General features: G+C 65.7%; 20 protein-coding genes. 10 read left to right on the top strand and 10 right to left on the bottom strand.

All coding sequences use genetic code 11. The features are described from left to right. Positions 1-3: 3 nt before the first annotated feature. Complete coding sequence (locus AC097R_RS03790) at positions 4-1497, bottom strand: AMP nucleosidase (protein ID WP_479596277.1); 1494 nt, start codon at positions 1495-1497, stop codon at positions 4-6. A 74-nt stretch (positions 1498-1571) separates the two neighbouring features. Between AC097R_RS03790 and AC097R_RS03795 the strand changes: the two genes are divergently transcribed. Beyond that, positions 1572-1907: a hypothetical protein gene (locus AC097R_RS03795; RefSeq protein WP_477888489.1), complete on the top strand. Its 336-nt coding sequence runs from the start codon at positions 1572-1574 to the stop codon at positions 1905-1907. Here AC097R_RS03795 and AC097R_RS03800 read toward each other — a convergent pair. Continuing rightward, positions 1876-2121, bottom strand: coding sequence for a cysteine-rich CWC family protein (locus AC097R_RS03800; RefSeq protein ID WP_479596280.1), 246 nt, complete (start codon positions 2119-2121; stop codon positions 1876-1878). The genes AC097R_RS03795 and AC097R_RS03800 overlap by 32 nt on opposite strands. A gap of 52 nt (positions 2122-2173) precedes the next feature. Between AC097R_RS03800 and AC097R_RS03805 the strand changes: the two genes are divergently transcribed. The 3 genes from AC097R_RS03805 to AC097R_RS03815 all read left to right on the top strand — a co-directional run bounded on the left by AC097R_RS03805 (position 2174) and on the right by AC097R_RS03815 (position 3978). Next, on the top strand, positions 2174-2632 hold the full coding sequence (locus AC097R_RS03805) for a CYTH domain-containing protein (RefSeq protein WP_479596282.1): 459 nt from the start codon (positions 2174-2176) through the stop codon (positions 2630-2632). Positions 2633-2707: 75 nt separating this feature from the next. After that, the gene (locus AC097R_RS03810; protein WP_479596285.1) at positions 2708-3022 is read left to right on the top strand and encodes a hypothetical protein; all 315 of its coding nucleotides are present in this window, start codon (positions 2708-2710) and stop codon (positions 3020-3022) included. Between the two features lie 92 nt (positions 3023-3114). Further along, positions 3115-3978, top strand: a complete 864-nt coding sequence (locus AC097R_RS03815) for an alpha/beta hydrolase (RefSeq protein WP_479596287.1) — start codon at positions 3115-3117, stop codon at positions 3976-3978. Between the two features lie 16 nt (positions 3979-3994). On the opposite strand, the gene AC097R_RS03820 is transcribed toward AC097R_RS03815, so the two are convergent. After that, positions 3995-4891, bottom strand: a complete 897-nt coding sequence (locus tag AC097R_RS03820; protein ID WP_479596289.1) for a LysR substrate-binding domain-containing protein — start codon at positions 4889-4891, stop codon at positions 3995-3997. A 67-nt stretch (positions 4892-4958) separates the two neighbouring features. On the opposite strand from AC097R_RS03820, the gene AC097R_RS03825 reads away from it, so the two are divergent. Both AC097R_RS03825 and AC097R_RS03830 read left to right on the top strand, forming a co-directional pair. After that, entirely contained in the window at positions 4959-5522 is a 564-nt protein-coding gene (locus AC097R_RS03825) for a DUF1993 family protein (protein ID WP_479596291.1), read from the top strand. Between the two features lie 9 nt (positions 5523-5531). After that, positions 5532-6266 carry a glutathione S-transferase N-terminal domain-containing protein gene (locus tag AC097R_RS03830; RefSeq protein ID WP_479596293.1) on the top strand — a complete coding sequence of 245 codons (735 nt, stop codon included), beginning with the start codon at positions 5532-5534 and terminating at the stop codon, positions 6264-6266. Here the strand turns inward: AC097R_RS03830 and AC097R_RS03835 are convergent. Further along, the gene (locus AC097R_RS03835) at positions 6219-7187 is read right to left on the bottom strand and encodes a helix-turn-helix transcriptional regulator (protein WP_479596295.1); all 969 of its coding nucleotides are present in this window, start codon (positions 7185-7187) and stop codon (positions 6219-6221) included. The genes AC097R_RS03830 and AC097R_RS03835 overlap by 48 nt on opposite strands. A gap of 103 nt (positions 7188-7290) precedes the next feature. On the opposite strand from AC097R_RS03835, the gene AC097R_RS03840 reads away from it, so the two are divergent. Continuing rightward, positions 7291-7938 (top strand): glutathione S-transferase family protein, encoded by a 648-nt coding sequence (locus AC097R_RS03840; protein WP_479596297.1) that lies wholly within the window; start codon positions 7291-7293, stop codon positions 7936-7938. Between the two features lie 80 nt (positions 7939-8018). Here AC097R_RS03840 and AC097R_RS03845 read toward each other — a convergent pair whose 3' ends face one another. Further along, on the bottom strand, positions 8019-10274 hold the full coding sequence (locus AC097R_RS03845; RefSeq protein ID WP_479596299.1) for a malate synthase G: 2256 nt from the start codon (positions 10272-10274) through the stop codon (positions 8019-8021). A gap of 138 nt (positions 10275-10412) precedes the next feature. Here AC097R_RS03845 and AC097R_RS03850 point away from each other — a divergent pair, with 138 nt between their 5' ends. From AC097R_RS03850 to AC097R_RS03860, 3 genes are read left to right on the top strand one after another with little or no spacing between them, the layout of a single operon-like run. After that, positions 10413-10712, top strand: coding sequence for a Dabb family protein (locus tag AC097R_RS03850; protein WP_479596301.1), 300 nt, complete (start codon positions 10413-10415; stop codon positions 10710-10712). Between the two features lie 6 nt (positions 10713-10718). Next, complete coding sequence (locus AC097R_RS03855) at positions 10719-11903, top strand: CaiB/BaiF CoA transferase family protein (protein WP_479596303.1); 1185 nt, start codon at positions 10719-10721, stop codon at positions 11901-11903. Between the two features lie 48 nt (positions 11904-11951). Continuing rightward, complete coding sequence (locus AC097R_RS03860) at positions 11952-12869, top strand: LysR family transcriptional regulator (RefSeq protein ID WP_479596305.1); 918 nt, start codon at positions 11952-11954, stop codon at positions 12867-12869. Between the two features lie 45 nt (positions 12870-12914). On the opposite strand, the gene AC097R_RS03865 is transcribed toward AC097R_RS03860, so the two are convergent. From AC097R_RS03865 to glpK, 5 genes are all read right to left on the bottom strand, one after another. Further along, a complete protein-coding gene (locus AC097R_RS03865) occupies positions 12915-14099 on the bottom strand; it encodes a GGDEF domain-containing protein (RefSeq protein WP_479596307.1) in 1185 nt (394 codons plus the stop codon). Between the two features lie 69 nt (positions 14100-14168). Then, complete coding sequence (locus tag AC097R_RS03870; protein WP_479596309.1) at positions 14169-14432, bottom strand: DUF2164 domain-containing protein; 264 nt, start codon at positions 14430-14432, stop codon at positions 14169-14171. Positions 14433-14434: 2 nt separating this feature from the next. Next, positions 14435-15250 (bottom strand): pyrroline-5-carboxylate reductase, encoded by an 816-nt coding sequence (gene proC / locus AC097R_RS03875; protein ID WP_479596311.1) that lies wholly within the window; start codon positions 15248-15250, stop codon positions 14435-14437. A 63-nt stretch (positions 15251-15313) separates the two neighbouring features. Then, on the bottom strand, positions 15314-16942 hold the full coding sequence (locus tag AC097R_RS03880; RefSeq protein ID WP_479596313.1) for a methyl-accepting chemotaxis protein: 1629 nt from the start codon (positions 16940-16942) through the stop codon (positions 15314-15316). Then, the gene (glpK, locus tag AC097R_RS03885; RefSeq protein WP_479596315.1) at positions 16906-18399 is read right to left on the bottom strand and encodes a glycerol kinase GlpK; all 1494 of its coding nucleotides are present in this window, start codon (positions 18397-18399) and stop codon (positions 16906-16908) included. Before glpK ends, AC097R_RS03880 begins: the two co-directional genes overlap by 37 nt. Positions 18400-18423 lie beyond the last annotated feature (24 nt).

Raw genomic sequence — 18423 nt, forward strand, 5'->3', positions numbered from 1 at the left:
CGCCTACTGGAAGGCCACTTCGGCGAAGCTGCGCAGCTTGCGGCTGTGCAGCTTGTTCAGGCTTTGCGCGCGCAGCAGCTCCAGCGCGCGGATGCCGATGCGCAAATGCTGGTCCACCCGTTCGCGGTAGAAGTGGTTGGCCATGCCGGGCAGCTTGATCTCGCCGTGCAGCGGCTTGTCGCTCACGCACAGCAGGGTGCCGTAGGGCACGCGGAAGCGGAAACCGTTGGCCGCAATGGTGGCGCTCTCCATGTCCAGTGCCACGGCGCGACTTTGGCTGAAGCGACGCTGGGGCTGGTTGTCGGGCAGCAGCTCCCAGTTGCGGTTGTCGGTGCTGGCCACGGTGCCGGTGCGCATGATGCTTTTGAGCGCCGCGCCCTGTACCTGGGTCACCTCGGCCACAGCTTTTTCCAGCGCCATTTGTACTTCGGCCAGGGCGGGAATGGGCACCCACAGCGGCAGCTCTTCGTCCAGCACATGGTCTTCGCGCACATAGCCGTGGGCCAGCACGTAGTCGCCCAGCTGCTGGCTGTTGCGCAGGCCGGCGCAGTGGCCCACCATGATCCAGGCATGCGGGCGCAGCACGGCAATGTGGTCGGTGATGTTCTTGGCGTTGGCCGGGCCCACGCCAATGTTGACCATGGTGATGCCCGCGTTGTCGGCACGCACCAGGTGGTAGCCCGGCATTTGCGGCAGGCGGGGTGGGGCGGCGCCCAGTGCGTCGTTGGGCTCAGCGGCCAGGCCAACTCGGCGGGTGACCACGTTGCCGGGTTCCACAAACGCGCAGTACTCGCTGTTGGGGTCGGCCATGGCCGCATGGCCCATGCGCACGAACTCGTCAATATAGAACTGGTAATTGGTGAACAGCACAAAGTTCTGGAAGTGCTCGGGCCCGGTGCCGCTGTAGTGGCGCAGGCGGTGCAATGAGTAGTCCACCCGCGGCGCGGTGAACAGGGCCAGCGGCAGTGCCTCGCCCGCCTTGGGCGCATAGGTGCCGTTGGCAATGCCGTCGTCCATGGCGGCCAGGTCGGGCAGGTCGAACATGTCGCGCATCAGCGTGCGGCGATCGGTCGACATATTGCCTTCCACGTGGTCGTGTTCGGCAAACGAGAAGTGCACAGGAATGGGCTGGCTGCTGGTGCCAATCTCCAGCTCCACGCCATGGTTTTGCAGCAGCAGGTTGAACTGCTCCAGGTAGTAGCCGCTGTACAGGTCGGGGCGGGTCAGCGTGGTCTCAAACCGGCCGGGCCCGGCCACAAACCCGTAGCTCAGCAGGGATTTGTCGGCCGTGGGCGCGCGGGACACGGTGTCGGTATGGATGCGCACCAAGGGGTAGCAGGCCCGCACGTGGCCAGCGCTGTCGTCGCCCGCCACAAAGCGCTGCATGGCCTGGCGCAGATGCTGGATGCTGCTGTCGTAAATGCGCTGTACCTGGGCCAAGGCGGCGGCCGGGTCGGTAAAACGGGCGGGGGCGATGAAGGGGGGCAGGCTGGACATGGCCTTATTGTGCCCCGTGATTGTTGCGCCGGTATGCGGTAGAGTGATGGGCAAGACGCTAACCAAGGGCCGTGGTGCCAGATCCCAAAGATCCCAAAGACTCTCGTTTCCAGGAAACCGGTTTCCCCTCGCTGCAGTGGGAAGAGGAGGATTTGCCCACGCGTCCCATGCCGTTCCACGAGCGGCCGCTGCAGGCCCGCATCGACCACGAGATGGCCATCATCGCGCACCACCACATCCGCATCGCCCTGGCCATCGAGAAATTCTGGGGTCACCGCGACTGTGTGGAGTACCTGCAGACGCTGGTGCTCAGCGGCGGTTACAGCGACACCAGCCGCAACCGGGTGGGTTTCAAACCCGAAGTGTTGTCCGCCCTGATCAACCTGGCGGGCTTGCACCGGCTGGAATAGTCGTGGGCTGTAGCGCCGCACATGCGGCGCAGATGCATGCCTTGCCCCGGTCGGCGGCGGGCACGCGGGCGAGTAAGTCGACGCTGAAGCTGGCCTGGGTGCACCAGCAGGGCGGCTGCTTCTGGCCCGTGGCGCGCTCTACCTCCATCGCGCACTGGTTGCCCTGGCCGCACAGCGGGCACACTTCAGGGTTGGTGGGGCGTGGCGTGGACATACCCCCAGTGTAGCCACCCCCTTTCATTTTTTTAGCAAGGACACCTGCCCCCATGGCCATCGAGATTGAACGCAAATTTTTGGTCACCAGCAACGCCTGGCAGCAGGCGCCCGGCGTGCTGTACCGGCAGGGTTACCTGAACCGCGACAAGGCCCGCACGGTGCGCGTGCGGGTGGCCGGCGAGGCCGCGTTTCTGACCATCAAGGGTGTGAGCGTGGGCGCCACGCGGGCCGAGTTTGAATACCCGATTCCCGTGGCCGATGCCCAGGCGCTGCTGGCGCTGTGCGACGGCCCGCTGATCGAAAAAACCCGCCATGTGTTGACGGTTGAAGGCACCTTGTGGGAGGTGGACGCGTTTGCGGGTGACAACGCCGGGTTGGTCGTGGCCGAGGTGGAGTTGGAGTCCGAAGGCCAGCCCTTTGCCCGGCCCGACTGGCTGGGCGAGGAGGTGAAGCAGGACGCGCGCTATTTCAACTCCAACTTGGCGAGCCATCCCTTTACCAAGTGGTGACACACGGGCCCAAAACTTTACATTTCTGCAATATGGCTGGTGCACAGTAGAGGTCTGCATCACTGGAGACCGACCATGCGCACCCTTCCACCCTCGCTGGCCATCTGCGCCGCCCTGCTGTGCTACGCAGCGCTGGCCCAACAGAGCGCACCGCCCAAGCCGCCCGAAGGCCAGAGCAACGGCCAGGATTCCACCCATCGCGGCCCTCCGCCCGAAGCACTGGCGGCCTGCAAGTCGCTGGCCAGCGGTGCCGCCTGCAGCATGACCACCCCGCGCGGCACCCTGACCGGCACCTGCGGTGGCCCCGAAGGCAAGCCCCTGGCCTGCCGCCCCGCGCAACCACCCCAGGGCGACGGCCAGGGCAAGCCACCGCCCAAGCCAACCAACTAACTAACAGGCAGGTTTAAGAGGTAAATAGGTCTCTAGCCCGCGTGGAATATGCGCAAGTAGCTCTTAAATCAGGAGCGCTACACTGGGCCTCCATGAACACCCACTCGTCTATCCGCGGCTTGCATAACCTGTTGTTGTGCCTGGCACTGCTGCTCAGCGGCTGCGGCGTGCAAAGCGTCTTCTACCACCCAGACCGCGTGCTCTACAGCACGCCCGCCGATCTGGGCCTGCGGTTTGAGGCCGTGAACTTTCGCAGCCAGGACGGCACGCCGCTCACCGGCTGGTTCATCCCCGCCGCCGGCTACGCCAACCCGCGCGACGCCAAGGGCACGGTGGTGCACTTCCACGGCAATGCGCAGAACATGACCGCCCACTGGGAGTACGTGGCCTGGCTGCCGCGTCGCGGCTACAACGTGTTTGTGTTTGACTACCGGGGCTACGGTGCGTCGCAGGGTGAGCCCGAGGTGAAGGGCGTGTTTGAAGATTCCCGCAGCGCGCTGGACTACGTGCGCACCCGCAAGGATGTGAACCCCGAGCGCCTGCTGGTGCTGGGCCAGAGTCTGGGCGGCACGAATGCCATCGCCGCCGTGGGCAGTGGCAACCGGGCCGGCGTGCGCGCCGTGGCCATCGAGGCCACGTTCTACTCCTACAGCCGCATCGCCAGCGACAAGGTGTCAGGCGCCGGCATGTTGATGAACGATACCTACAGCGCCGCCACCTATGTGGACCAACTCGCGCCTCTGCCGCTGCTGCTGATCCACGGCACGGCCGACCCGGTGATTCCCTATGCGCACGCGGTGCAGCTGTTCGGCAAAGCCAAAGAGCCCAAGCAGCTCATCACCGTGGAGGGCGGCGGGCATATTGAGGCCTTCACCCCGCGCTTTGGAAGTACCTACCAAGACGCGGTGGCCGATTTCTTTGAGGCGGCCCTCGGCCTGGGGCCAGCAAAGCCCTGAAGCTGTGGCTAGGGGCTCACGCCTTTGCGGCAAACTGCTCGATCAAAAAATCCGCCAGCGCCCGCGTGCGCTGCGGCAGCGGCTTGGCCGTGCCGAGCACCAGGCTGAGCGGAATGTCCGGCCCCTTGTATTTGCCGAGCACCGGTAGCAGGCGCCCGGCCTGGATGTCGTCGGCCAGGTCGATGTCGGATTTGTTGATGAGGCCACGACCTTCGATGGCCCACTGCCGCACCAGGGCGCTGTCGTCGCTGCGCCAATGCCCCTGCACCGGCACACGTAGCCACCCGCCCTTCACCCAAAATCGCCAGCTGCTTTCCACGCGCCCGCCGACCCAGAACGTCAGGCACTCGTGCTGCGCCAGCGCTTGCGGCGTGCGTGGTGTCCCATTTGCGGCCAGGTAGGCGGGGGCGGCGCAGGTGATGCGCCGGGTGTCGCACAGCTTGCGCGCCACCAGGCCGGAGTTGGGCAGCTCGCCGTAGCGCACAGCCAGGTCCATGGCGTCGGCCTGCAGGTTGTGCAGCGCGTCTGACGAATGCAGCGACAGCACGATGTCCGGGTGCTGCTGCTGAAAGGCCTTCAAGTGCCGCCCCAACGCGGTACGCACCAGATCCGACGGCACGGCCACGCGCACCACACCCGACACCGCTTTGCGCGCGCCCTGCATATCGGCCTGTGTTTGGTCCAGGATTTCGAGTGCGCGCAGGGCCGAGGCCAGAAAGGCCTCGCCCTCGGGCGTCAGCGTGGTGGTGCGGCTGGTGCGCTCAAACAGGCGCACGCCCAGCGCGCCCTCTAGCCGCTTGACGATGGCGCTGACGGCCGCCGGTGTCAGCCCGCAGCGCTTGGCCGCAGCACTTTGGTTGCCAGTTTCGGCCACGGCCGCAAAGGTGCGCATTTCATGGATGGAGTAGCTCATCTACAAAAATTCGTTGTAGTTGGTTCAAGCCCTATTGAAGACGGTTTGCACCACAATGGCAAGCACTATGAACACCTCGCCCTTTGCCCCCTGCGTGTGGCAGCTCTTGCACAGCCTGGATCGCACCACCCATCTGTTGCGCATCGCGCAGCGCCACGTGTCCACGGGTGGCACGCCTTCGCACAGCGCATTGCTGGCGGCGCGGCTGGCGCCCGACATGCTGCACCTGGCGCACCAGGTGGAGGTGCTGACCGATGGCGTGCTGGGCAGCGTGGCCCTGCTGGCAGGCGCGAACCACGCCGCCACCGGCAAAGTGTTTAACCGCGGCGAAGACCTGCTGCCCCTCTTGCCCTGGCGCAGGCTGGATGACGCGATGGCTCGCGTTGCCACCGCGCAGAGTGAGGCGCAGGCTCTGGTGACGTCTGCACACTGGGTGCTGCCCGATGCGGTGCTGATGGTGCGCCGCCCCGGCAACGCGCGGCAATTTGTGGCCACCACGTTCGCCGAGCGCTATGCCGTGCCCAACGCGCTGTTCCACCTCTCCATGGTCTATGCGCTGCTGCGCGCCAACGGCATACCGATTGGCAAAGCCGACTTTGGTGGCCCCGATCCCTACACCGTGGTGCACTGAGGACAGACCATGGCCCCCACGCTGTACTACTGGAATACGCCCAACGGCCACAAGCCGGTCATCCTGCTCGAAGAGCTGGGCATCGCCTACGAGGTCAAGCCCATCAACATCGGCCGCGGTGAGCAGTTTGACGCGGCGTTTTTGCAGGTGTCGCCCAACAACAAGATTCCCGCCCTGCAGGACACCGATGCCGAAGGCACGCCGTTTGCACTGTTCGAGAGTGGCGCCATCCTCATGCACCTGGCGGACACGCATGGGCGCTTCTTGCCCGCAGCGGGCGCCGCGCGCTTGCGCGTCATTCAGTGGCTGTTTTGGCAAGTGGGCGGGCTCGGGCCCATGGCGGGGCAGAACCACCATTTCGTGAAGTACGCACCGCAGCCTGTGCCCTACGCCATCGACCGCTATGTGAATGAAACCCGCCGCCTCTACCGCGTGCTGGACACGGCGCTGGCTGGCGAGGAATGGGTGGCGGGGGAGTACTCGATCGCCGATATCGCCATCTACCCGTGGATTGTGGAATATGCGCTGCAGCGCCAGCAGCTGGAAGACACGCCTCATGTGGCCCGCTGGTTCACCGCCATGCAGGCCCGCCCCGCCGTGTGGCGCGCCTATGCCTTGGCCGAGCAATGGCTGGGCGATTCGCGGGCGAGCTTTGATGCGCAGGCACGGCAGTGCCTGTTTGGCGCTGCGGCGGCATCAGCCCCTGGCCAAGCTGCGAGTGATCCGCTGCGCCGCCAGCGCTAGCCGTTCCCGCAAGGCTGGCGGCTCCAGCACCTCGAACTCGACATCCAGCACCAGCAGCCAGTAGACCAGCGAATCGAGGGCATGGGTGCCGCATTGCAGCAGGCAGCGCTGCGCATCGCCGTCGACCGCTTCCAGCCGCGCGGCGGTGGCCGGAATGCGGGCGGCCATCTGGGCCAGCGGCGCGTGCAGGATCACCCGGGCTTGCTCGGCATGGGGCCCAAGCACCACGGAGCGTGCAACAAAGGCACGTAGATCGCCGCCCTCGGGGCCGACGCGCGGCGCAAAATGCCCGCCGACCGCTGCCGGGCCGGCCATGCGGTCGATGCGGAAGGTGCGCCAATCGCTGCGCGCCCGGTCCCAGGCCACCAGATACCAGCGGCTGCCAGTGTGGACCACGCCCTGCGGCTCGACCGTGCGGCGGCTGTGCCCGCCCTTCGCGTCCACATAGTCGAAGTCCAGGCCCAACTGGTCGCGGCACGCACCGGCCAGGTCGGTCAGCAGGCCGGCATCGACGCTGGGCCCGAACCCGTCAATGGCGTGCACCGCCGAGCGCAGCGCATCAGCGCGCTGGCGCAAGCGCAGCGGCATCAACTGTTCGAGCTTGACCATGGCCTGCAGCGCGGGCTCCTCGATACCGCCGACCCGGCCGGAGGCGGCGGTGCGCAGCGCGATGGCGACCGCCAGCGCCTCGTCGTCGTCCAGCAGCAGCGGCGGCAGGGCTTGGCCCGGCCGCAAGGCATAGCCACCCGCGACGCCGCTGCTGGCCGCAACCGGATAGCCCAGCTCGCGCAGCCGGTCGATATCCCGCCGCAGGGTGCGCGGATGCACGGCCAAGCGCTCGGCCAGCTCGGGCCCGGCCCAGTGGCGCCGGGCCTGCAGCAGGGAAAGCAGGCGCAGCAGTCGCGAGGAAGCACTCAACATCGGGCCACTATAGCGGCCATTGAGGGCCGAATCTGTCCGCAATGCTTTCTACAGTGGCTCCCTCATCGGCGCTGTGTCGATGCATCAACAAGGAGAACACACGATGTCCATCGTTTTCAATCGTTTTGTACAGGCGCCCCATGTCCAGCTGTACTGGCACCCCATGTCCAGCGCCACCCCCGTTGCCTGTGCGCTGGCCGAGCTGGGCCTTCCGCATGAGAAGGTCAAGATCGATATCCGGGCTGGCGAGCAGCACCGCCCGGACTTCCTGGCCCTGAACCCCAATGGCAAGGTGCCGACGCTGACGGTCGACGGCGCGCCAATGTTCGAGGCGCTGGCCATCCAGCTGTGGCTGGGCGAGACCTTTGGGGTGGAGCGCGGGCTGTGGCCGGCGGCCGGCACGCCCGAGCGCCTGCAAGCCCTCTCGTGGTGTGCCTGGGCCTATGTCAGCTATGGTGCGGTGTTGACGCGGCTGCACCGCGCGACCTGCACCGCGCTGGATGAGGCGCTGCGCAGCAGCGCCCATGCCGACGCGGCCCGGGCCGAGCTGGATGGGCTGTTGGCCCTGCTCGATGCCCGGCTGGCGCGCCAGCCGTGGATGCTGGGCGAGGCGTATTCGCTGGTGGACCTGCTGGTGGGCTCGGTGATGGGCTACAGCGCCTATGTCGGCGCTCCGGTGGCCAACCATGCCCACGTGCAGCGGTGGCTGGGCCTTGTCCAGGCGCGGCCGGCAATGCAGATCGAAGGTTAAGCGCCAAATGGGCCGCTAGCCCCTATGAAATATGTGCGAGCAGCTCCTAAATTGATAGTGAGTTGCTCGCCTTTGGCTGCTTACGCCGCCGCCTTCACCTTCAACCGCCACGCATGCAGCAGCGGCTCGGTGTAGCCACTGGGCTGCTCCAACCCCTTGAACACCAGCTCCGTCGCGGCCTTGTAAGCCGATGAGGTGCTGAAGTTGCCGGCCATCTTCTGGTACAGCGTGTCGCCGGCGTTCTGCTTGTCCACCACGGCGGCCATGCGCTCAAACGTTTCGGTGATTTGTTCTTTGGTCACCACGCCGTGGTGCAGCCAGTTGGCCATGTGCTGGCTGCTGATGCGCAGCGTGGCGCGGTCTTCCATGAGGCCCACGTTGTGGATGTCGGGCACCTTGGAGCAACCCACGCCCTGGTCGACCCAGCGCACCACGTAGCCCAAGATACCTTGCGCGTTGTTGTCCAGCTCTTGCTGCTTCTCGGCCGCTGTCCAGTTCGGGGTGGCGGTCACAGGGATGTGCAGTAGGCCAGCGAGCAGGGCGTCGTGCTCCTGCTTTGCATTGCGCTTGGCGTGGGTGGCTTCGATGTCCTTTTGCACATCACTCACCAGCAGCTGGTGGTAGTGCAGGGCGTGCAGCGTGGCGCCGGTGGGGCTGGGCACCCAGGCGGTGTTGGCACCGGCCTTGGGGTGGGCAATCTTCTGCTCCATCATGGCCTTCATCAGGTCGGGCATGGCCCACATGCCCTTGCCGATTTGCGCCTTGCCGCGCAGCCCGCAGCTCAAGCCGACCAACACGTTGTTCTTCTCGTAGGCATGGATCCAGGCGCTGGCTTTCATGTCCGCCTTGCGCACCATGGGGCCGGCGTGCATGCTGGTGTGCATCTCATCGCCCGTGCGGTCCAGGAAGCCGGTGTTGATGAAGGCCACGCGGCTCTCGGCAGCGGCAATGCAGGCCTTCAGATTGACACTGGTGCGGCGCTCTTCGTCCATGATGCCCAGCTTGACGGTGCTGTCGGCCAGGCCCAGCATCTTCTCCACGCGGGTGAATAGCTCGGCGGCAAAGGCCACCTCAGCGGGGCCGTGCATCTTGGGCTTGACGATGTAGACCGAGCCCTTGCGCGAATTGCGGATGGCGTCCTTCTTCGTCTTCTTCAGGTCGTGCAGGGCGATGGTGGTGGTGACCACGGCGTCCATGATGCCTTCGGGGATTTCTTTGGTGGTGCCATCGGCGGCGGTGTAGGTGATGGCCGGGTTGGTCATCAGGTGGCCCACGTTGCGCACAAACATGAGGCTGCGGCCGTGCAGCTTCACGTCCTTCTTGCCGTCGGGCGCGGTGTACACGCGGTCGGCGTTCAGGCCGCGGGTCAGCGTCTTGCCACCCTTGTCAAAGCTTTCCACCAAGGTACCTTGCAGAATGCCCAGCCAGTTGCCATAGGCCAGCACCTTGTCTTCGGCGTCCACCACGGCCACGGAATCTTCCAGGTCCAGGATGGTGGACAGCGCCGCTTCCAGCACCAGGTCGCTCACACCGGCAGCGTCGCTCTTGCCGATGGGCGTGGCGCGGTTGATGATGATGTCCAGGTGCAGGCCGTTGTGCTGCACCAGCACGCTGGATGGGGTCTTGGCCGCGCCCTGGAAGCCGATGAATTGGGCCTTGTCGGCCAGCTTGGAGGTGCTGCCATCCTTCAGCGTGACGACCAGGTCACCACCCTTGATGGCGTAGCCGGTCGAGCCCACGTGCGAGCCCTTCTTCAGCGGCGCGGTGCGGTCCAGCACATGGCGTGCGTATTCGATGACCTTCTTGCCGCGCTTGGGGTTGTAACCTATGACTTTTCCATTTTTCTGGCCCACTTTCTCTTGGCCGTTCTCTTCCGAAATCACATCGGTGCCATACAGCGCGTCGTACAGGCTGCCCCAACGCGCATTGGCGGCGTTCAGCGCATAGCGGGCGTTCAGCACGGGTACCACCAGTTGCGGGCCGGCTTGGGTCGCCAGTTCGGCGTCCACGTTCTTCGTGCTGATCTTCACCTTCTTTGGGCTAGGCACCAGATAGCCAATCTTTTCCAGAAACGCCTTGTACGCTGGCATGTCGGTGATGGGGCCAGGGTTGGCCTTGTGCCAGGTGTCCAGCTCGGTTTGCAGGCGGTCGCGCTCGGCCAAGAGCGCAATGTTCTTGGGCGCCAGGTCGGCCACGATGGCGTCAAAGCCTTTCCAGAACGCCTCGGGCGCAATGCCGGTGCCGGGCAACACCTTCTCTTCGATGAACTGGTGCAGGCTGGTGGCCACCTGCAGGCGGTGCACCGTGGTGCGGGGTGTGGAAGACGCGTTGGACATGGGAAATGCCTTTCGGGGAAAAGAAAAATGGGGCGCCGGCACAACAGGCCTGATGCGGATCAGCTACTGTATTCCATCCTTTGCAGGCCACTATATGGAAGAATATCAATCTATTTGTGACAAAACCAAAGGTATTACATGTCCATCCGCCACCTGGTCCTGCTGAAGTTCAAAGCCTCTGTGACCGCGCCCGAGATCCAGAAGATCGAAGCCGGATTTGTCGATTTGCGCAGCAAGATCAGTGCCGTGCAAAGCCTGGAATGGGGCACCAACAACAGCCCCGAAGGCCTGGATAAGGGCTTCACGCACTGCTTCAACCTCAGCTTTGCCGATGATGCAGCGCGCGCGGTCTACCTGCCGCACCCGGACCACCTGGCGTTTGTGGAGATTTTGAAACCCACGCTGGACGATGTGCTGGTGCTGGACTACACGGTCTAAGCGCCCATGAGTGACACCAAAGCCCTGCCGCTGGCCGGCATCCGCGTGGTGGAGTTCACCCACATGGTGATGGGCCCCACCTGCGGTATGACGCTGGGCGACCTGGGTGCCGAGGTCATCAAGGTGGAACCCCTGGCCGGCGACAGCACGCGCAAGCTGCTGGGCAGCGGCGCCGGTTTTTACCCGCTGTTCAACCGCAACAAGAAAAGCATTGCGGTGGACCTGAAAAGCCTCAGGGGCCGTGAGATCGTGCTCAAGCTCATCGCCACGGCCGACATCGTGAGCGAGAACTTCAAGACCGAGACCATGCAGAAGCTGGGGTTGGACTACGCGTCCTTGAGCAAGCTTGACGAGCGCCTGATCTACGTGAGCCACAAGGGCTTTCTGCCCGGCCCCTACGACCACCGCACCGCGCTGGACGAGGTGGTGCAGATGATGGGTGGCCTGGCCTATATGACCGGGCGGCCCGGTGACCCGCTGCGGGCGGGGTCCAGCGTCAACGACATCATGGGCGGCATGTTCGGTGCCATTGGCGCCATGGCCGCGCTGATGCAGCGCGCCACCACGGGCAAGGGCCAAGAGGTGCAAAGCGCGCTGTTCGAGAACAACATCTTCCTGGTGGCCCAGCACATGATGCAGTTCGCGGTGACCGGCAAGGCCGCCGCACCCATGCCCGAGCGCATCTCGCCCTGGGGCATTTACGACGTGTTCAGCGTCAAGGGCAACGAGCAGATCTTCCTGGCGGTGGTGGGCGATGGGCAGTGGAAGACCTTTTGCGAGGCCTTCGCCTACGCCGACCTGTTTGCCGACCCGCGCGTCACCACCAACAACGACCGCGTGCTGGCGCGCAGCTGGCTGATCCCCGAACTGCGCACGCGCCTGGCCCAGTTCAGTCGCGCGGAACTCTCGCAGCGCTTTGAACAGGTGGGCCTGCCGTTTGCGCCCATCACCGATCCGCAGCATTTGTTTGACGACCCGCACCTGCAGCAAACCGGTGGCCTGGCCCCCATGGAGCTGCCCGATGGCCGTAAGACCCAGGTGCCGCTGTTGCCCATCACGCTTGACGGCGAACGCCTGGGCCTGCGGCTGGACCCGCCCAAGCTGGGCGAGCACACCGACGCGCTGCTGCAAAGCCTGGGCTACTCCGGGGCGGAAGTGGCGGCCCTGCATGCAGAAGGCGTGGTGCTATGAAAAAAGTAGCTGCTAGCACAATATTTACGGGGGCTGGAGGCTGAAACCATGGACAAGCTCAAGCAACTCGAATCCTTTGTGTCCGTCGCCACCCGCGGCAGCTTGACCGCTGCCGCCAACGCCGAGGGCGTGGCCCCGGCCATCATGGGGCGGCGCCTGGATGGGCTGGAGGAGCGCCTGGGCGTGAAGCTCTTGCTGCGTACCACGCGGCGCATCACCCTCACGCACGAGGGCAGCGCGTTTCTGGAAGACTGCCAGCGCATCATTGCCGACGTGGCCAATGCCGAGGCCAGTGTGAGTGCGGGCGGCGTCAAGGCCAGCGGCCACCTGCGCATCACCGCACCAGCCGGCTTTGGCCGCCGCCACGTGGCGCCCTTGGTGCCCAAGTTCCGCGCACTGCACCCCGAGGTCACCGTGTCGCTCAACCTGTCCGACCGCGTGGTGGACATTGCGGGCGAGGGCTTTGACTGCGCCGTGCGCGTGGGTGACATGCCCGACTCGTCCCTGGTGAGCGTGCGCATGGCGGACAACCGCCGCCTCTGCGTGGCCACGCCGGCCTATCTGAAGCGCCATGGCACACCGCAGACGCCGGCGGACCTGGCCAAGTTCCACTGCCTCACGCTGTCCAGCGATGCCTCGCAAACCCGGGGCTGGGCCTTCAAGCCGCCGAACGCGGAGGTGACCTACCTCAAGCCCGCCGGCCCGCTGGACTGCAGCGACGGCCAGGTGCTGCACGACTGGTGCCTGGCCGGCCTGGGCATCGCCTGGCGCAGCACCTGGGAGGTGGAAGCCGAAATTGCCGCCGGCCAGCTCGTGGCCGTGCTGGAAGACTACGCAGCCCCACCCAACGGCATCTACGCCGTGTTCCCCCAGCGCAAGCACCTGCCGCTGCGCGTGCGCCTGTGGATCGACTTCATCAAGGAGCGCTACAGCTCGCCAGGGTTTTGGCAGGCGCTACAAAAATAGGAGCTATTCGCGCAATGGATACAGGGGCTAGCGACCTGTTTGACGCTAAACCGGCTCTGTGGACACTTCCACCCGGTTGCGTCCGTTGCGCTTGGCCTGGTACATGGCGGCGTCGGCGCGGCGCAGCACGCTGGCCTTGGATTCGGATGTGCCCAAAACGGCCACGCCAAAGCTGGCAGTGAGGGTGACCAGCTCGCCCTGCAGCGTTAGCGGCGTGTCTTCCAGTGCCTGGCGCATGCGGTTGGCGGCCTCGCGCGCACCCGTCAAATGGGTGCCGGGCATCAGCACCAAAAACTCTTCACCGCCAAAGCGGCCCAGTGCATCCACCATGCGCAGGCGCCGCTGCACCACCGACACCACATGGCACAGCGCCTGGTCGCCCACGGCGTGGCCAAAGCGGTCGTTGATGGCCTTGAAGTGGTCCAGGTCCAAGAACACGCAGGCCACGGGTTCGCCGTTGCGCCGGGTGCGCTCAAACTCAATGTCCAGCCGCCCCTCCAGCGAGGCGCGGTTGAAGCAGCCCGTCAGGTAATCCTGCTCGGCCAGGTTGCGAAAGCGCATCACCAGCCGACCCGCGGTCAGCCCCGCCATGGTGATGTTCATGGCCATCACGATGACGGTGAGCAGCCAGAGAATGGCGGTGAAGCGTGGCACGGGTACAAATTCTCCCGCGCTCAGGGGCGGCGCGCCCTGCACCACCACCATCACGGCGCGCACCAGCATGGCCACGGTGGCCAGCAAAAACGGCCCGCAGATGGCCCAGCGCACCGCCAGCGAAAACTGGTCGTTGCGCAGGCCGCGGTAGCAGTCCCAAAAGCAGTTGAAGGTGAGGATGGCCACGGTGACCGAGAACACGACGGCCCGAATGACGAAGGAGCTGGAGTCGGGCGCTACCTGCAGCGTGATCAGCATGGCCACCAGAATCGGGCCGATGCGCCGGGCCAGCGTGGGCAGCGCGTCCAGCCGCACCAGAAACACGATGCCACTGTGGAACGCTGCCAGGCCCGCAAACACCATCCACTCCACCAGCTGGTAGTGCAGGTAGCTGGGTTCTGCCGTGCGCTGGATCAGTAGGGCCATGGTGGCGGCAAACAGCAGGTTGGCGGCGCAGAAGCGGGCCGTCGCCTTGGGCGCCATCTTCATGGCGCCGCCAATGACGCCCCATGAAAACGCCCACATGGCGGTGAGCACCATGTCCATGTAGAACAACGTGATGTCAACCTGTCCCAAAAAACGTGCCTCCCAGAGTGGCGTTGTTGGGAATCAGTGTAAACCGGCCAGCGGGGGCCGGTGGCGTCTTTAGCGCTTCTTGTCGAACTTGCGCCAGTAGGTGAATTCGGGTTCGTGCACTTCCACGTCCACCTCCATCACGCGGGCCTGCAGCCGGTCTTGCACATCGGTCACGGCCCGGTTGTAGACCATGGGGCCCAGTTCTTCGAGGAAGAAGCCCAGCAGCGCGCCAGCGGCCATGTTGCCAATCGGCTCGTCCATGTTCTCGCGGAAGTAGCGTTCGATGGAGGTGATGGCCTGCGTGCGCGCCTCCTTGGAGATCTCGATGGCCATGTTCAGGCCCCGCCAAATTCCTGGCCCAGCTCGCCCGCGCGCTTCTGCGCGGCAAACAGGGCCTTGGCAAACAGGGCTTTCACGCCGCTTTCGTCCATGGACGTGATGGCCGCATAGGTGGTGCCGCCTTTGGAGGTGACTTTGGCGCGCAGGCTCTCGGGTGGTTCGGTCGATGCACGGGCCAGTTCACCCGCACCAATGAAGGTGGCCACGGCCAGCTGGTAGGCCTGCTCGCGCGCCAGGCCCATCTGGGCGCCAGCCTCGGTCATGGCTTCCATGAAATAGAACATATAGGCGGGGCCCGAGCCGCTGATGGCGGTCACCGCGTCCAGCTGCGCCTCGGCGGTCAGCCACACGGTGGCGCCGGTGGTGGCAATCACCTCGTTGGCCCAGTCCTTGTCGGCCTGGGTGACGGCAGGGCGGGCGTACAGCGCGGTGATGCCTTTGCCGATCAGCGCGGGCGTGTTCGGCATGGTGCGGATGATGCGTTCGCTGCCCAGCCATTGGGCAATGCTGCTGCTCGGAATGCCGGCCGCCACGCTCAGGTGCAGGGCGCCGGTGTTGTGTGTGGCCACTGCGGCGGCAGCTTCCTTGAAGGTCTGGGGCTTGACGGCCCAGACGATCAGGTCTGCGCTGGCTAAAAAGGCGCCGGCCTCGGCCTGCGCGGCAATGCCAAAGTCGGCCTGCAGGCGCGTACGCGCCTCGGCCCAGGGCTCCACCACGTCGATATCGCTGGCCGCAAAGCCCTGGCGGACCAGCCCGCCGATGATGGCGCTGGCCATATTGCCGCCGCCGATGAATGCAATGCGCTTGCCCATGGTGTCTCCTCTGAGAATGGTGCTGTGGTCCAGCGCCAGAGTCTACCCAAGCCAGGGGGGTGTTCAGGCCGGGCGGGCCAGGCGGAAGCGCGCCACCGAGGTGCTCAGGCGCTGGGCCTGGGTGCGCAGGCTGTCGGCGGCCGAGGCCATTTGCTCCACCAGCGCGGCGTTTTGCTGCGTGGTCTGGTCCAACGCACTCACCGCGGCGTTGATCTGGCCAATGCCCTGGCTTTGCTCGGCGCTGGCGGTGGTGATCTCGCCAATCAGCGTGGCCACGCGCTGCACCTGGCTCACCACCTCGCCCATGGTCTGGCCCGCGTGCTGCACCAGGCCGTTGCCAGCCTCCACCTTCTCCACGCTGGCGCTGATCAGGGCCTTGATCTCGCGTGCGGCCTCGGCACTGCGCTGGGCCAGCACCCGCACCTCACCGGCTACCACGGCAAAGCCACGCCCCTGCTCGCCGGCACGCGCGGCCTCTACCGCCGCGTTGAGCGCCAGGATGTTGGTCTGGAAGGCAATGCCATCGATCACGGCAATGATGTCCACGATCTTGCGGCTGGCCTCCTGGATGCCGCCCATGGTCTGCACCACCTGGCCCACGGCCTCGCCGCCGCGCACCGCCACGGTGGCGGCTTGGCTGGACAGCATGCTGGCCTGGCGCGCGTTGTCGGCACTGGCGTTGACGGTGCTGGCCATTTCTTCCACCGAAGACGCGGTGTGCTGCAGGCTGGAGGCCTGGTTTTCGGTGCGGGCGGACAGGTCCAGGTTGCCCTGGGCGATCTGGTGCGAGGCGGTGGCAATGGCGTCCGCCCCCTGCTGCACCTCGCCAATGATGGTGCCCAGGCCCGCGTTCATGCGCACCAGGGCGTGCAGCAGCGTGGCCAGTTCGTCGCTGCCCTGCACCTCCAGGCGCTGGGTCAGGTCCCCATCGGCCACGGCGGTGGCCAGGCCCACGGCGCGGCGCAGCGGGCCAGTGATGGAGCGGGTGATCACCAAGGCCGCCACCACGCCCACCAAGAGCGCGGCAAGTGTCACTCCGGCCAGAATCCACAGCGCACTGCCGTAGGTGGCCACCGAGCGTTGGCTCACAGTCTCGGCAGATGCCTCGTTGTGCAGGTACAGCGCCACGGTGGCCGCGTCCATCTTGTCAAACGCGGCCTGTGAATCGCCCAGCAAGGCCTCGCGTGCCACGTTTTTCTGGATGGTGGCCATCTCTTTCGAGTCGGCGGCCGCGGCTTGGCGCGAAATCTCCAGCACACGGTTTTGCGTCTGGTAGTAGGCCTGCGCCTGGGTGGCCACGGCCTGGTGCAGCTGGCGGTCGGCGTCGCCCGACAGCACGGCCTCGTAGGCTTTGAGCTGGGCGTCCAGCAGTGCGCGGCTTTTGGCGATGGCCTGGTCCACCTCTTTCTGGCGGTTGATGTCGTCCATCAGGATGTGCTGGGCCTCCAGGCTGCGCAGGCGGCCAGTTTCGGCCACCATGGTGTGCACCATGCCCAGCGAGGGCACCACGTCCGTGCGCAGGTAGCTGCTGTCTGCCTGCAGGCGCCCCGCTTGCAGTGCTGCCACCACGCTGAGCAAGACCAGCAGGCCCATCAAGATGCCAAAGGCCAGGGCCAGGCGGGTGCCGATTTTCAGGTACAAAAAGGTCTTCATCATCAGGCGGCGGTGGCCTGGCGCACGGCGTGCTCCCATTGCGCCATGCGCTCTTCGGCTTGCGTGCGCTGCATGGTGGGGCGGAAGACCCGCTCGGCACGCCATTGGGCCGCAATCTCGTCCAGCCCGTTGTAGACGCCCAGCGTCAGGCCGGCCAGGTAGGCGGCACCCAGGGCCGTGGTCTCGGTGATCTCGGGGCGCACCACGGGTATGCCCAGCAGGTCCGCCTGGAACTGCATGAGCAAATCGTTCACGCAGGCGCCGCCATCCACGCGCAGTTCAGACACCTGCGCGCCACCCGCGCGCACGGCGTCGCGGCTCATGGCTTGCAGCAGCGCGGCACTCTGGAATGCTATGCTTTCGAGAGCGGCCCGCGCAATGTGGGCGAGGGTTGAGCCCCTGGTGAGGCCTGTAATCGAGCCGCGTGCGTCGGGTTTCCAATAGGGCGCGCCCAGGCCGGTGAAGGCCGGCACCACGATGACGCCACCCGAGTCGGGCACGCTTTGCGCCAGGCTCTGAACCTCGCCACTGCCCTGAATGGCATGCAGCCCGTCGCGCAGCCACTGCACGACCGCGCCACCCACAAACACGCTGCCTTCCAGCGCGAACTCAGGCTTGGTGGTCGTCTGCGCCGCGCTGGTCGTGATCAGGCCGTTCTCGGAGGTCTGGAAGTTGTGGCCGGTGTGCATGAGCATGAAGCAGCCTGTGCCATAGGTGTTCTTCACCATGCCGGCCTTGAAGCAAGCCTGGCCAAACAGCGCGCTTTGCTGGTCGCCCGCCACACCGCCAATCGGAATCGCATGGCCCAGCAGCGCAGGGCTCACTTCGCCGAACAGCGAGGCCGAGGGCTGCACCGTGGGCATCAGGGCTGCAGGAATGTCCAGCGCGGCCAGCAGGTCTTCGTCCCACAGGTTGGTGTGCACATTGAAGAGCATGGTGCGCGAGGCATTGCTCACGTCGGTGGCGTGCACGCGGCCCTCGGTCAGCTGCCAGATCAGCCAGCTGTCGATGGTGCCAAAGGCCAGCTCGCCGTTGGCAGCCTGCGCGCGCGCGCCGGGCACCTGGTCCAGGATCCACTTGAGTTTGGTGCCCGAGAAATAGGCATCCACCAGCAGGCCGGTCTTGTCGCGGATGGTGTCGGCCAGGCCGCGCGCACGCAGCTCTACACAGGTGGGCTCGGCGCGGCGGTCTTGCCAGACGATGGCGTGGTGGATGGGTTGGCCGGTCTTGCGGTTCCACACCACCGTGGTTTCGCGCTGGTTGGTAATACCCACGGCCTTCACCTGTGCCGCGGTGATGCCGGCCTTGGCCAGCGCCTCGCGCGCCGTGGCGAGCTGGATGCGCCAGATCTCCAGCGCGTCGTGCTCCACCCATCCGGGCTGGGGGTAAATCTGGGTCAACTCCTTTTGCGCCATGGCAACCGTGCGGCCGCTGGGGTCGAACACGATGCTGCGGGAGCTGGAGGTGCCTTGGTCGAGGGCAAGCAGGTAGGTCATGGCAATCAGGGTTTCAAAAAATCA

Source organism: Rhodoferax sp. ZS1R25 (genome assembly GCF_056521335.1).